The organism is Maribacter taeanensis (assembly GCF_047345145.1).
Taxonomy (GTDB): Bacteria; Bacteroidota; Bacteroidia; order Flavobacteriales; family Flavobacteriaceae; genus Maribacter_C.
Genome location: NZ_JBLFER010000002.1, coordinates 1,087,211 through 1,101,717, shown reverse-complemented (window position 1 = coordinate 1,101,717; position 14,507 = coordinate 1,087,211). Strand labels below are relative to the sequence as shown.

At 37.1% G+C, this 14,507-nt stretch carries 11 protein-coding genes; 2 read left to right on the top strand and 9 right to left on the bottom strand.

Features of this window, described 5'->3' with window-relative positions; translation table 11 throughout:
• Position 1: 1 nt before the first annotated feature.
• From ruvA to queG, 7 genes are all read right to left on the bottom strand, one after another.
• Positions 2-583: a Holliday junction branch migration protein RuvA gene (gene ruvA, locus ACKWCD_RS10625; protein ID WP_413983925.1), complete on the bottom strand. Its 582-nt coding sequence runs from the start codon at positions 581-583 to the stop codon at positions 2-4.
• 11 nt (positions 584-594) lie between these two features.
• Positions 595-2,889, bottom strand: coding sequence for an NADP-dependent malic enzyme (locus tag ACKWCD_RS10620; protein WP_413983924.1), 2,295 nt, complete (start codon positions 2,887-2,889; stop codon positions 595-597).
• 39 nt (positions 2,890-2,928) lie between these two features.
• Complete coding sequence (locus ACKWCD_RS10615) at positions 2,929-4,791, bottom strand: trehalase family glycosidase (RefSeq protein ID WP_413983923.1); 1,863 nt, start codon at positions 4,789-4,791, stop codon at positions 2,929-2,931.
• On the bottom strand, positions 4,788-6,023 hold the full coding sequence (locus ACKWCD_RS10610) for an MFS transporter (protein ID WP_413983922.1): 1,236 nt from the start codon (positions 6,021-6,023) through the stop codon (positions 4,788-4,790). The genes ACKWCD_RS10615 and ACKWCD_RS10610 overlap by 4 nt, the downstream gene beginning before the upstream one ends.
• A 2-nt stretch (positions 6,024-6,025) precedes the next feature.
• Positions 6,026-7,333, bottom strand: a complete 1,308-nt coding sequence (locus ACKWCD_RS10605; protein ID WP_413983921.1) for an MFS transporter — start codon at positions 7,331-7,333, stop codon at positions 6,026-6,028.
• Between the two features lie 120 nt (positions 7,334-7,453).
• Entirely contained in the window at positions 7,454-8,914 is a 1,461-nt protein-coding gene (gtfA, locus tag ACKWCD_RS10600) for a sucrose phosphorylase (protein WP_413983920.1), read from the bottom strand.
• Positions 8,915-9,001: 87 nt separating this feature from the next.
• Positions 9,002-9,922 carry a tRNA epoxyqueuosine(34) reductase QueG gene (gene queG, locus ACKWCD_RS10595; protein ID WP_413983919.1) on the bottom strand — a complete coding sequence of 307 codons (921 nt, stop codon included), beginning with the start codon at positions 9,920-9,922 and terminating at the stop codon, positions 9,002-9,004.
• A gap of 175 nt (positions 9,923-10,097) precedes the next feature.
• On the opposite strand from queG, the gene ACKWCD_RS10590 reads away from it, so the two are divergent.
• Positions 10,098-10,853 (top strand): ABC transporter ATP-binding protein, encoded by a 756-nt coding sequence (locus tag ACKWCD_RS10590; RefSeq protein WP_413983918.1) that lies wholly within the window; start codon positions 10,098-10,100, stop codon positions 10,851-10,853.
• Position 10,854: 1 nt separating this feature from the next.
• Entirely contained in the window at positions 10,855-12,033 is a 1,179-nt protein-coding gene (locus ACKWCD_RS10585; protein ID WP_413983917.1) for an ABC transporter permease, read from the top strand.
• Positions 12,034-12,086: 53 nt separating this feature from the next.
• Here the strand turns inward: ACKWCD_RS10585 and ACKWCD_RS10580 are convergent, their stop codons facing one another.
• Entirely contained in the window at positions 12,087-13,412 is a 1,326-nt protein-coding gene (locus ACKWCD_RS10580) for a cytochrome P450 (protein ID WP_413983916.1), read from the bottom strand.
• Positions 13,412-14,434 (bottom strand): Holliday junction branch migration DNA helicase RuvB, encoded by a 1,023-nt coding sequence (gene ruvB, locus ACKWCD_RS10575; protein WP_413983915.1) that lies wholly within the window; start codon positions 14,432-14,434, stop codon positions 13,412-13,414. Before ruvB ends, ACKWCD_RS10580 begins: the two co-directional genes overlap by 1 nt.
• Positions 14,435-14,507 lie beyond the last annotated feature (73 nt).

The following is a 14,507-nucleotide window of genomic DNA, read 5'->3' as shown; positions in this document are numbered from 1 at the left end:
GTTACAAATTTTTCAGCGCGAGTTTTATTATGTTTTCGACGCTTAGGGAGGAATCTTGAAGGAGCACCTTATCTACAACTTTTTCAGACTGTCTTCGGGCGAACCCAAGAACCTCTAAAGCTGATAACGCTTCTTCTTTATTAGTATTGTTTGAAGTAAGGGAAACTTCATCAATATCATAGACTTTTAAAACTTTGTCTTTTAGGTCGAGGATTACGCGTTGGGCGGTCTTTGCCCCTATTCCTTTGATTCCCTGTATAGTAGGCACATCTCCGTTCGCAATAGCATCTCGAATTTGAGCAGGAGATAGAGAAGACAACATCGTTCTGGCTGTACTCGAACCGATACCAGAAACCGATAAAAGTAGCCTAAAAATTTCACGCTCTGACTTTTCAAAAAAGCCAAAAAGTGTATGAGAATCTTCCTTTACTTGTAAATGCGTGTATAAATTAATCAACTCACCATCTGCTAACTTAGAAAAGGTATGCAATGAAATGTTTACAAAATACCCTACTCCCCCGCATTCTATAATGACATGTGTTGGATTCTTTTCTACTAGTTTTCCTTTGAGGTGATGGATCATAAATACGCAATCTATTTATTGTTTCTGGCTTTTCTACGCTTCTCTCTTTCCTGTGCATCTATAGCAGCAACTGCAGCCATATTGACCATTTCGTCTACGCTTGCCCCTAGCTGCATAATATGTACAGATCTTCGAAGCCCTACCATTATTGGGCCGATGGAATCTGCTTTATTTAATTCCTTCAAAAGCTTGTATGTGATGTTCGCTGACTCTAAGTTTGGAAAAATTAATGTATTCACCTTCCTTCCCGCTAATTTTGAAAACGGAAATTGGCTCTGAAGAAGTTCTTTATTTAGGGCAAAGTCCGCTTGAATTTCACCATCAACCACTAGATCAGGATTGCGTTCGTGTAAAATACGAATGGCCTCTTTCACCTTTCTAGAATTCGGGTGTGTTGAAGATCCATAGTTCGCATAAGACAATAAGGCCATAACAGGTTCAAAACCAAAAGTAGAGGCTACATTAGCCGTATTTTGGGCGATCTCAGCTAATTCTTCAGCAGTCGGATTAATATTTATAGAAGTATCCGCTAAGAATATCGGGCCACTTTTGGTGATCATGATATGAACTGTTGAAGCCTTTGATACTCCTGCCGCTCTTCCGATTACTTCAAAAACCGGTTTAACCACCATAGGATATGCCCTAGAATATCCTGAAATCATACCATCAGCATCTCCTTCTAAAACCATCATTGAACCAAATGAATTTCGTTTCTTCATCTGAGTTTGCGCATAATAAGAAGTACTTCCTGTTCTTCGGCGATTCATCCAATACTTTTCAGCATATTGCTCTCTTTTTGCTTTTGCCTCATTCGATTGAGGATTGATGATTTCAACATCTGCATCGAACTCCAGTTCGTTCATCAGTTCTAGAATAATTTCTTTATTCCCTAATAAAACTGGTATTGCGATACCTTCATCATAGGCAATTTGAGCAGCCTTAAGTACATCTAAATGATCGGCCTCAGCAAAAACAATTCTTTTCAAATTCATTTTTGCTCTGTTGTGAAGTAACCGCACCACTTTATTATCACCCCCAGATCGTTGTCTTAGCTCTTCTTTGTAACGATCCCAATCTTCAATAGGTTCTTTGGCTATTCCACTGTCCATTGCAGCTTTTGCAATAGCTGGGGGAATTTCAGAAATCAAACGTGGATCAAAAGGTTTCGGAATAATATAATCACGGCCAAAAGTTAATCGAGTTTCGCCATAGGCGATATTTACCTGCTCTGGCACCGCTTCACGAGTTAATTCTGCCAAGGCCTTCACCGCTGCCATTTTCATAGCTTCGTTGATTCCTGTTGCCCGAACATCTAAGGCTCCTCTAAAGATAAACGGAAAGCCCAAAACATTGTTTACTTGATTTGGGTGATCAGATCGACCCGTAGCCATGATAATATCTTTTCGTGTTTTACAGGCCAAATCATACTTAATCTCAGGATCAGGATTCGCCATTGCAAAAACGATAGGATCTTTTGCCATAGAAAGCAACATCTCTGGCGAAACAATATTAGCAATTGAAAGTCCGATAAAAACATCGGCATCTTTCATGGCTTCATCAAGGGCATCAATTTTTCGATCTGAAGCAAACTCCAGTTTTTCTTTAGTTAGATTATCCCTGTCACTACGAATAACACCTTTGCTATCAAGCATTACGATGTTTTCGTCTTTTGCCCCAAATGCTTTATATAATCGCGTACAAGAAACCGCTGCTGCACCAGCACCACTAACAACAATACGTACGTTTTCAATCTTCTTTCCGGTCAATTCAAGAGCGTTCAGCAAAGCTGCCGCCGAAATAATTGCTGTACCATGCTGATCGTCATGCATCACAGGAATATCTAATTCCTCTTTCAATCTTCGCTCAATCTCGAAAGCTTCTGGAGCTTTAATATCTTCCAAATTTATACCTCCGAAAGTTGGAGCAATCATCTTTACAGTTTCGATGAATTTATCAACATCCTCTGTATCAACCTCAATATCCATTCCGTCAATATCAGCAAAAATCTTAAAGAGCAATCCCTTACCCTCCATAACAGGTTTCGAGGCTTCAGGACCAATATTACCCAGGCCTAAAACCGCTGTTCCGTTTGAAATAATGGCAACTAAATTTCCTTTTGAGGTATATTTATATACGTTGTCTTTGTCTTTAGCTATTTCTAAACAAGGCTCTGCAACTCCCGGGGAATAGGCCAAAGCCAAGTCACGTTGTGTAGAATATGGTTTAGTTGGAACAATTTTTATCTTGCCAGGCTGAGGTTTCGCATGATAGATCAATGCTTCGCGCCTATTCTTCTCTTCACTCATGTTCTGGAAAATTTAAGACACAAAGATAATCCTATTCTTCTAAGATTGAACATTAAAAAAATCCTCTGGGTCTATTAATTTGTTAAGATCTGCTATCATATTTTCTGGAAGCAAACTCAGTCCATATTGATATGAAGCATTCATCCATCCAAATCCTGAGGTGGTGATATAATCAAACTCAGTTCCTACATTTCCATATTCGGCATATACTTTATGAGTGCTTGAAACCACATCGTATTTTTCAGGGATTGTACCATTGTAGTCGACCGCATTTCGGGTAATCATCCAAAGCCAACGATAAACCAGCTCATACATTTCTTTCTTGTAACCGTAGTTCAACAATCCTTTCCAGATTATCATTTGGTGAGGCGCCCATCCGTTCGGATAATCCCATTGGCGTTGTACTTTGTCCTTAGATATTTCTTCTATGGATCTTTTTGATGTTGCAACAATTCCTCCTCTTACTCTAAATTCATTCATCAATTTCTTAACCATTTGTTCTGCTTGCTCCTTAGAACAAATGTTTGACCAAAGGGGATAGAAATTGGTCGCGGAATCAAAATGAGTCAAATCATGGGTATTCATATTATAATCAAAATAGCTTTGATGTTCTTCTGACCATAAATAAGTATTCATAAGTTGCTTACGCTTTTCAGCAAGAGTCAACCAGTATTCCGAAGTATATATTTTATTATCTGTTTTAAACTTATCGCAAAAATAGTTTTCAATCAAATAAGCGAAATCGGTCTCATATTTATACAATAGGGAATTCAGATCAACCGTATTCAAATCGGCACAAACATCATCTAAACGCCAAGAAGTATCATGACCACTTTCACGAAGACTTCTATCGTGAATAAAATAGGTGTCTAAATCTTCATCAATAATTTCTCGCTTTTGATATTTTTCAACGAAGTCGGCAACAGGTAACTTATATTTATCGGCGAACACGGCTAATACTTCATCAAAATGACCAGCTTCAGTTTCTGGAGGAATGCCGATTCCGTCGGCAAGGTATCGATTAAGTCCGTTTGCGGTTAAGCGTTTATCATCTACCATCCAAACTGTTTCGTATTCTTCTATAGCTGTAAGGAGAACTTTTTCAAGCCATTTTTTTCCTAAGGATGATTCAGCTTCATAAACTTCTCGAATAAAAGAACTTAAAAAAGGAGGTTGTGTTCGTGTCAAATAATAAGAACGGTTGGCATTCAGAATTTTACCATAGTGTTCGATTTGATAACAAAAATTATCAACCATTCCTTTGGCTAGATCTATTCGACCATCTAAGAGCAATCCAACCCCTTCAAAATAACTATCCCAGCCGTACATTTCATTAAACCTACCACCAGGAACTACAAAAGGAGCTCCCTTTTTATTTTCCAGTTTTAAACTTAAGATTCCTGGTTTTGAATTGATAGACTTTACAAATTCAGGTGTTATTTCTTCAGGAAGCACGACTACTTCTAAACCGTACTTTGCAGCAATCCCTTTATAATATGCTTGTGCTGAAACATCAGAAAAAGGAACATAAATTCTTTTTACTCCGCTTTCTGTTTTATCATCACTAACGATTTTTGAAATTCCAGCCTCATCGATTGTTCTAGTAAGGTCATCCCAAAAGACCTCACGAATCATTCGAGAAATTCTATTGGTTGGGGCCTCTTCGATTTTTGATAAGGGAATCTCAACTTCGATGAGTCCTTTATTCTTAGCCAAAGCCAACTCTTGAAGAAGATTTGACAAATGATAGGTGCCTTGAATGCTGTGCTCAATACCGTTAGAAGCTTTAAGCACAAACTTTTTTGGGCCTCTGTCTTCTTTAGTGATTTTATTATCACCATCGGTGTCTTCTTGAAGAAGTAGATCTTCAAGGGTTTTACGAATTATTAACTTAAAAATCATGAATTGACTTGGGCTTCTTTTTTAGAAATTTTGTCGATTAGCAGCACGAAAATAATTAGCAATGCCATAGGAATCAGTAGAAAATAGAATGCATTTGCACCACCAATACTTTCAAACAATTCTCCAACAATTCTTGATCCCAAGGTGCCCCCTAAAGCGGAAAAAATAATAATCAGTCCAGACATAGGAGAATGCAAACTTTTCGGAAGCGAACTCAGAACTGTAGAATTTAACAAAGGATAAATGGGTGCTATAAATAACCCAATCAATGGCAGAATAAAACCTAGAACGGGAACGTCACTTAAACTAGAAATCTCTGTTAAGGATTCCACATCAACTTTGAGTTGCGGTAATACCGCTAATAAAATGCCCCCAGAAATTAAAACACAAATAATCACTAAAAAAACCCACGACATCTTTTTAGTAAGATAGCCTGCGACAAATCTCCCTAAAGCTAAGGAGAGCGCAAAAATAACAGCCATCTGAGTGGCCAAAACTTCACTAAAGCTAAATATCTTCTCGTTAAACCTTGGCAACCATGTCATGATACCTTGTTCTATCATTACAAAAAAGAATGCAGAGGCTAAAAAAACTAAGACCAACGGAATTAGTATCAATTTTAAAGATTGTAAAAGATCCTCTTTAAGGCTTGTTCCTATTGACTCAATCTCGTATTCAACTTTAGAAAACAATAAGAAAACAAAAGAAAGGGCTATAATCACAAGCAGTACATAGTAGACATTCAGCCAAGCGTTTTCATTAGTATCTGAATAAAAAGCTGGAAACAGGAAGTAGGCAAAAGCAATTCCCACCATAAAAAAGCCTTCAATTGAACTCATAAATGATGAATGCTCCTTTTTTGAATCAGTAATAATTCCTATTAAAGAATACACCGATAATTTGATAAGTGCAAAACTTACACCGATTGACATAAAAAGTATTTTGGTATGTAAAAAGGTATTACCAAATATCATAAGCAAACAACCTGCAAAAACAATTGCCAAGCCCGCTAACATAGCTTTTTTATAGCCAAATCTTGGAAGAAATGATGCAACAATAAAGGAAACAATTGCAATTGGCAAATCTTTGAAAGCCTCAAGAACAGATGCCTGTGATTCACTTACACCATATACGTTAATGGATTTTGCTATTACAATTCCAACACTATTCAACAGAATTGCAAAAACAAAGTAGTTGAGAAAGAGGGAAATTTTAATTCCTGTATTTTTCATGCTTAGTTTGCTTTGGAAACATTCAAACGCATGGCAAGAACCGCAGATATTAAAAAGAATACCCCGGCAAAAAGAATAGCATTTATAGCATTCCCTCCTAATAAATATTTGTAAATGGGGCCGAAGGTAAGTGTCTCAATACCCATAGGTATTACAATCATCATATTCAAAATGCCCATATAAACGCCACGTCGATCTTGCGGAACTACCTTTGAAACCATTGTATAAGGTATGCCCATCATTGCCGCCCAACCAATTCCAAAAAGCACCATTGGAGCCAAAACTAAAAACGGATCACTTATAAAAGGGATTGCAAAAAGCGCTAAAGCGGTACCAACAAGACTTAAAGCATAGATCTTTTTTCCACCATATTTGAGCGTAAGTGGTACAAGAGCTAAAGCAACAACCATTGTAGCTATATTGTAGGTTAAACTCATTTGAGCAGACTGCGAAGCAGCTTCTGAAGTAGTATAACCCATTGTTAACTTAAATAATGGTGTGCTATATTGCCAATAGATGAAAAGAGCATACCATTGAAAAAGATAGACCGCTCCAACTCTCCACATAAAAGAAGGCATTTCTTTGATCGCTTTGCCTATCTCGGTAAAGGGCTCTAAAACACGCCTATTTAACGGCAAGCTTTTGGTACGGTTGATTTCGGTTAATTCAATATCGGAAGGTGGAATTTCTGGGGTTTTAAAAACAGACCATAATATGGTAGTTAATGACAAAATTCCTCCAATATAAAAAGAGTAATATAACCACTGCGGAATCTCTCCTGCAACTTCGATAGAATCACCCCCAAATAAATATTGAAAAAGAACTATTGAGCCATTTGCCAATAGTATTCCAGCTCCAACAAAGAGGCTCTGCATTTGATAGCCCAGACTCAATTGTTTTTCTGGCAACTTGTCTCCAACAAAAGCGCGATACGGCTCCATTGCCATATTGTTACCTACATCAAGAATCCACAATAGGCCCACAGCAAACCAAAGTACTGGACTCGTGGGAAAGGCGAATAAGCATAAACTACCAATAATGGCACCAATCAAAAAATATGGCTTTCTCCTGCCCCAACGTGCCGACCAAGTTTTATCAGACATAGCACCAATAATTGGCTGTACTACCAAACCCGTAACTGGACCAGCAATATTTAAAATTGGCAGCATTTCTTCAGGAGCACCTAGGTATAAAAAAATTGGATTGATTGCCGTTTGTTGCAAACCGAAACTATATTGAATGCCCAAGAAACCGACATTCATATTAAAAATTTGCCAAAAACTTAAAGAAGGTTTTTTTATGATGCTCATTTCAAAAGAAGTTTGGTGATGATTCCGCCTAACAATATAGCACTAAAATTGTTGGATTTATGAAAAGTTAGCCCTAAAAAACAAGGAAGGAAATACGAAAACGATGTAGTTGACTTCCTTCTATAATTCAAGCATCCGCGAGATATTATTATCTCCAGAATAACTAATTTTCAAATCACTTGTTTCTAAATTGACACTAAGCTGTGTCCAATGCTCATTATGAACCCATCTGATGTTTAATCTATGGTCTTCATCATCAATGAGGTTAAAACTACCATCAAAAGAAGGGTGGGTATTTCTGAAAAGCATCAAGTTTTTTAATCTTGAAAAAAATGGCGTATGTATAGTTTCTTCAATTTCTTTTCGAGAGTAGTTGTGCCTATTAATATCCCTACCAACATTTGTTCTACCCAATAGTTCCATATCATTTTCGCCAGCCAATAAACCTACATAATATACTTGTGGAACCCCAGGAACGAAGAACTGAATTGCTCTAGAAATTAGATAATCATTTTCATTCTTTCCTAAAGCTTCAAAATAAGTACAATTAACTTGATACAAATCTAAATTAGAAGCCGCAGCACCTGTTGCCATTTTACTTGTCCCTCTACTCTTTTGATGTATTTTTTCAACTATATTATTTAACCTCTGATCTGGAATTAACCCTGGCTCATTGTTTTCGGAAGCTACGTCGACGATACCTATACCATCATGAGTATCAAGTACCGTAATTACATTTCTTGGGGCAATTTTCAACCATTTTTTCAAATTCGATGCATCTCGATTGTACAAACAATCTAAAACCAGAACGGGTAAAGCAAAATCATAAACATAATCGACGCGCTTGGCAATCTCAATCTGTGTTTTATAAAACGAGTGTATTTCGACCAGCACTTTAATTCCTTTGTTCTTTGCTTTTTTTGTGAGCTCTGCAATAAAGTCAAAAGTTTCGTCGATCATAAAACAAGATGTGCCCTTTCTTTTTATAGCATAACCGGCTGCGTCTAAGCGGATCATAGTAATACCAGCCTTTTGAAAGGTATCTAATATTCCTTCCAAATAAGCGATGCCCATTTGACCTTCCACATCAATATCAATTTGATTTTGGGTAAAAGTCGTCCAAATCGCTTTCGTTAGGCCATTTGACATATCAAACTCCGTAAATGGTGACCCAGGTCTTGGGCGATAAATCATTTTGATTTCAGCGTCACTCAATCCATTAGGAAAAACTTTGTCTTTGGTAAGAAACAAATTGGAGTATTCCGAATCATCTCCCTTTTCCAAATAATCTTGAAAAGCATTGGATTTCGCCGATACATGATTCACAATCAAATCAGCCATTACTGGTACTTCGGCACTAAGGGATTTTAGATCATTCCAATCGCCTAAACGTTCATCAATTTTAGTATGATCAATAGGGTCAAATCCTGCATCAGCACCATCTATTGGGTAAAAAAAAGGAAGAATATGAATACCTCCAAAAAGGCCTTTAAACTCATCAATCATCAAAGATTTCAAGTCCTTCAAATTATTACAACCCACACGATCAACGTAGGTAATCAATTGTATTTTATTCCTCATAGCTTCTTTTACCGCAGGCTATATTAAAAAAAAATAACGATTTATTTTCTTGTTTTTTTAAAGAATGCCAACTATAACCTTGTAGTACTATTTAAGAAACTTAATATTTCGCTGTAAACCTGAAAACTTCGTTCTTTTCACCGCTGATTTTTGAAATACTTTCCTGAAAACATCTTCCGTAATCTCCTCCCAGTCTTTTTTACTCATAGAAAGTAATTCGGGATGCGGATTAAACAAAGGCTCCCGATGTGGTTTAGAGAATTTATTCCATGGACAAACATCTTGACATATATCACAACCGAAGGCCCAATCGTCAAATTTGCCTTCAAATTCATTCGGAATTTCGTTCTTCAACTCAATAGTGAAATAGGAAATACATTTGCTTCCGTCAACCACATAAGGTTCTGTAATTGCTTCTGTTGGGCAAGCATCAATACAGGCCGTACAAGTACCGCAATGGTCGGTTACCGGAGTATCATATTCCAAGTCTAAATCAACAATGAGCTCAGCTATAAAGTAAAATGAACCCACTTGTTGAGTCAATAAGTTACTGTGCTTACCAATCCAACCCAAACCACTTTTGGCAGCCCAAGCTTTATCTAAAACGGGCGCAGAATCTACAAATGCTCTACCACTTACTTCTCCAATTTCTTGTGAAATAAATTCTTGAAGTTGTCTTAATTTGGATTTAATAACATGATGGTAATCATTGCCGTAAGCGTATTTGGAAATCTTATACGAATCTTCTTGTTGTATCTCTTCAGGATAATAATTTAATAATAGAGAAATAACTGATTTAGCTCCATCAACCAACAATCGCGGATCTAAACGTTTGTCAAAATGATTTTCCATATAGCTCATTTCGCCATGCATATTATTCGTCAACCATTTTTCCAAACGAGGTGCTTCCTCTTCTAAGAAATCAGCTTTTGAAATTCCACATGATAAAAAACCGAGGCGCTTGGCTTCGGCTTTGATTTGTTGAGTATATTGCTCTTTTGAATTCAACGATTTCTTGTACTGTTTCTGCTAAATTACAACTATCGAAGAAAACTTCTGCTAAGTCATTCAAATAGCGTAAATCAGATTAAATATCACAACTTGATAAAATTATTTTCAACCATTAACTGTAACATTTTCAAAATTTTGTAACTAACAAAGAGTATTCAAATAAACAACCTAAATGATACAAATAGACAACCTAACAAAATCCTTCACCTCCAAAACTGGAAAAGGGTTTAAAAAAGAAACCGTAACCGTAAATGCGGTTAATAAAGTTTCCTTCGAATGCAAACCTGGCAGAATTTTTTCCTTACTTGGACCAAATGGAGCTGGAAAAACTACTACCTTAAGGATGATTGCAGGAATTATCAACCCAACCTCCGGGTCGGCGATAGTAGACGGAGTAGACATCTCTCAAGGTAATGATGAAGTCAAAAAACGAATTGGCTTTCTAACAGGCTCAACAGGACTCTATGAAAGGCTCAATCCAGATGAAACGATTGATTTCTTTGGAAAATTATACAAACTCCCTGAAGCTGAACTTAAAGAACGTAAGGAATACCTTTTTGAAAAACTGGGTATTGATGAATTTCGAAAAAAACGAATGGGACAAATGAGTACGGGTATGAAACAGAAGGTTTCCATAGCACGAACCTTAATTCATGACCCAGAAGTTTTGATATTTGACGAACCTACTTCAGGACTTGATGTCATTACAGCAGACAGTATTATTGATTTAATTAGAGAGTCAAAAGCTGATAACAAAACCGTGATTTTCTCTTCTCATATTATGAGTGAAGTTGATCTTCTATGCGATGATCTTGCTATTATCAGTAAAGGCTCAATTATTTACAATGATTCTTTTGACAATTTTAAAAGAGATATGAAAGCCGACAACCTTACTCAAGAATTCATTAACCGTGTAAAAGAAGCCTAAGATGAACGAATTATTAATAATCATAAAGAAAGAACTTACTGAGCTTCTAAGAGATAAAAAAACCATTATCAATTCGATTGTTCTACCCACTTTATTGCTTCCCATTTTAATGTTTGGAGGTATTAAAGTGATGGATATGATTGAACAAAGTAATCGTGAAAAAGACCTGAAAATTGGCTTGGTAAACGCGCCTCAAGAATTTGTACAGCTCCTTAAAGGTGATACGTTAAATAAAATTACTACCTACGATGAATCAATCGATTTTAAGACCCTAATTGATGATGAAACGATTCAAACAGCAGTAGTTTTCCCAAAAACATTTATTAGCCAAGTAGATAGTCTAGAAAGTAGTTCGATAGAAGTTTACCGCAATGGTTCAAAAGAAAGTGTAAATCGCCGGTTTACAAAAATACTAGATGCCTATAGCGGTTCTCTTGAAGAAAGACGCTTGGGGCAACTGCAAATTTCAAAGGAAGAACTTATTCCTTTCCATAAGAATTATGTTGAAGTTGGTGAACAGAAAGAACTCATTGGAAAAAGCATAGGTGGGTTTGTTCCTTATATTTTCATCTTAACCATGTGGGGAGGATGTTTGCTAGCCGCAATTGATTTGGTGACTGGTGAAAAGGAACGTAAAACGATTGAAACTACGCTTTCGCTTCCAGTTTCAAAGTTTAAAGTTCTCTTTGGAAAAGCGGTTGTAGCTTCGCTGCTTGGTTTTATTCCTGCACTTTTAAATTTGGTGGGGCTCGTTCTTGGTTTGAAGTTTATTGATAATATTCCAGACGAATTTAAATTGGCGCTTGGTGAAATGTTAAGCTTTCAATCGATAACTATGATGTTATTATTATTGATTCCTTTCTCTTTATTCTTATCAGGATTAATAATTGCACTTGTTGCAGGTGCTACATCATTTAAAGAAGCACAAAGTAAAGCTTCGCCGATAATGATTGTAATTCTTATTCCTTTAGTTATGGCCTTGATGCCCGGAATTGATTTTACTTGGAAAACAGTTTTCATACCCGTATTGAACATTGGTTTAGGCGTAAAAGAGATTATGGCGGGCACCATCAATATGGGCATGTACGCCGCAATGCTTATTTCATTGATTGCCTTTGCCATTGCAGCGATATATTTCAGTTACAAGAAATTCTCAGATGAGAACGCGATTTTAAAATAGATTTAGTGGTTAATTATGTGAAAGGCGGAGTGATTATTTATTGCTTCGTCTTTTTACCTTGGAATAAACTTCAAAAAGACCTCTTTGGGGCGGAGAGAAATCAATGGGTCTAGCTCCACTTCTTTTGTGTGCAATTCTATCTGATACCTTTTTAGGATTCTTGCCACTACCAAAATCATCTCGTACATCGCAAAATTATTCCCTACACACATTCTTGGTCCGGCTCCAAAGGGATAGTAATATTTTGAAAAATCCTTCTTGTTTTCTGGATTAAAACGTTCGGGTTGAAATTCCTCAGGTTTCTCCCAAAAGTCTGGGTCTCGATGTAGTTCGTAAACCGCAAGAAGAATCATTACATTCTTCGGAATAGTATGTTCCCCTAATTCATCTTCTTCAATTGACATACGGTCAATATAATAAGCTGGTGGGTATAAGCGCATGCCTTCTTCAACACACTGTTTGATGTATTGAAGTGATACGATATTTTCGAGATGATTTTCATTGTCCAAATCTACTTTAGAAACAGTTTCAAAAGATTTAGCCTGAACCTCCTTATTCTGTGCTAACAGGAAAAGTGTAAAACTCAAAGCGTTTGCAGTAGTTTCATGGCCAGCAGTAAACAAAATAAGAACTTCATCAATCAACTGATTTCTCGACATGGGTTCACCATCTTCGTAGCGTGCCTTTAAAAGCATGTCTAGTAAATCATCCTTTTCAACCTTATTATCAATACGCTCTTGAATAATGGTATTCAAAATATCTCGGGCTTCTTTAGAGTATTCCAAATGGCGATTGATAGCTCCACTTAATTTAAACCACCAATTCATGTAGGGCTGTCTCATTTCTTTAATGAGCATCACCTGATTGGTTTCTGTAATGCTTTTCAATTCAGCCATTTCATTCTGAATATCGTTTCTGCTGAAAAGTGATTGCGCCACTACCTGAAAGGCCAAATCGCCCATTAAGGGATAAATATCTTGTACTTCTCCGTCATGGATTCGCTCCAATTCTTTACAAATAGCAGTATCCATAATACTGATTAAACCTTCTAGTTTTTTCTTATGAAATGCTGGTTGCACCATTCGGCGATGGGTACGCCAGTGTTCTCCATTCGAAGTAAGTAGTCCTTTACCGATATACTTGGCCAAATCTTCTGTTTGCAAAGTGGACTTGTGATACTTTTTATGATTTTTCTGAAGGATTTGTTTGATGAACTCCGGACTCCTAGTAAAAAGGATGCGTCCACTTGGACCTATATTAACATTAAAAATATCACCCAGCTTCTCAAAATTTTCATGATGAAAAGGAAGGGGGTTTTTCAGAATACTTTTTCGGTTCTTAAAAACTCTATATGCCGAAACAGTGGGGATGTCTTTCATTAGAACAATCCGGGTTGTGTTCCTCCTTTAATTTTTCCTAAATGTTTATAGGCCTGCTCAGTTACTTCTCTACCCCTTGGAGTGCGCATTAAAAAGCCTTGTTGTATTAAAAATGGCTCGTAAACTTCTTCAATAGTTTCGGCGCTTTCGCTTACAGCTGTCGCTATCGTTGTGATGCCAACGGGGCCGCCTTTGAATTTATCAATAATGGTAGTAAGAATCCTATTATCCATTTCATCCAAGCCATGGGCATCCACATTCAAAGCTTTCAAACTGAATTTGGAAATTTCCATATCAATGCTTCCATTCCCTTTGATTTGAGCAAAATCACGAACACGTCGCAAAAGGGCATTACAAATTCTTGGTGTACCTCGGCTTCTACCAGCTATTTCAATAGAAGCGTCATTAGTAATATCTACTTTTAATATTTCTGCACTACGCTGCACAATCGTAGAAAGCAATTCTGTATCGTAATACTGAAGTCTACTTTGTATTCCAAATCTTGCTCTCATGGGAGCCGTCAATAATCCTGAACGGGTTGTTGCACCAATTAGGGTAAATGGACTCAAATTAATCTGCACTGATCGCGCATTCGGACCCGTCTCAATCATAATATCAATCCGATAGTCCTCCATTGCGGAATATAAATATTCCTCAACGATAGGACTCAGCCGATGAATCTCATCAATAAAAAGTACATCACGTTCATCTAGATTTGTAAGTAGTCCTGCTAAATCCCCTGGCTTATCCAATACCGGTCCCGAAGTAATTTTGATACCTACACCTAATTCATTGGCCAGTATATGAGCGAGGGTTGTTTTCCCTAATCCCGGAGGACCATGAAACAATGTATGATCTAAAGCCTCTCCTCTTTGATTAGCCGCTTCGACAAATACCTTTAAGTTCTCCAATACTTGTTCTTGGCCCGTAAAGTCATCAAAACTAACCGGCCGCAAAGCTCTCTCGATATCGAGTTCTTCATTGGAAAATCCGTCGGTAGAAGGGTCTAAATACTCATTCATTGTTACACAAAGATAGGGGAAAAAGACAGAAGATTGCTTGAGTTAAAGAACCTAGATTCAGACTATTTTAAAG

Coding starts and splice junctions, on each gene's coding strand:
- ruvA (WP_413983925.1), bottom strand. CDS start 583: ATGATCCATCACCTCAAAGGAAAACTAGTAGAAAAGAATCCAACACAT.
- ACKWCD_RS10620 (WP_413983924.1), bottom strand. CDS start 2,889: ATGAGTGAAGAGAAGAATAGGCGCGAAGCATTGATCTATCATGCGAAA.
- ACKWCD_RS10615 (WP_413983923.1), bottom strand. CDS start 4,791: ATGATTTTTAAGTTAATAATTCGTAAAACCCTTGAAGATCTACTTCTT.
- ACKWCD_RS10610 (WP_413983922.1), bottom strand. CDS start 6,023: ATGAAAAATACAGGAATTAAAATTTCCCTCTTTCTCAACTACTTTGTT.
- ACKWCD_RS10605 (WP_413983921.1), bottom strand. CDS start 7,333: ATGAGCATCATAAAAAAACCTTCTTTAAGTTTTTGGCAAATTTTTAAT.
- gtfA (WP_413983920.1), bottom strand. CDS start 8,914: ATGAGGAATAAAATACAATTGATTACCTACGTTGATCGTGTGGGTTGT.
- ACKWCD_RS10590 (WP_413983918.1), top strand. CDS start 10,098: ATGATACAAATAGACAACCTAACAAAATCCTTCACCTCCAAAACTGGA.
- ACKWCD_RS10585 (WP_413983917.1), top strand. CDS start 10,855: ATGAACGAATTATTAATAATCATAAAGAAAGAACTTACTGAGCTTCTA.
- ACKWCD_RS10580 (WP_413983916.1), bottom strand. CDS start 13,412: ATGAAAGACATCCCCACTGTTTCGGCATATAGAGTTTTTAAGAACCGA.
- ruvB (WP_413983915.1), bottom strand. CDS start 14,434: ATGAATGAGTATTTAGACCCTTCTACCGACGGATTTTCCAATGAAGAA.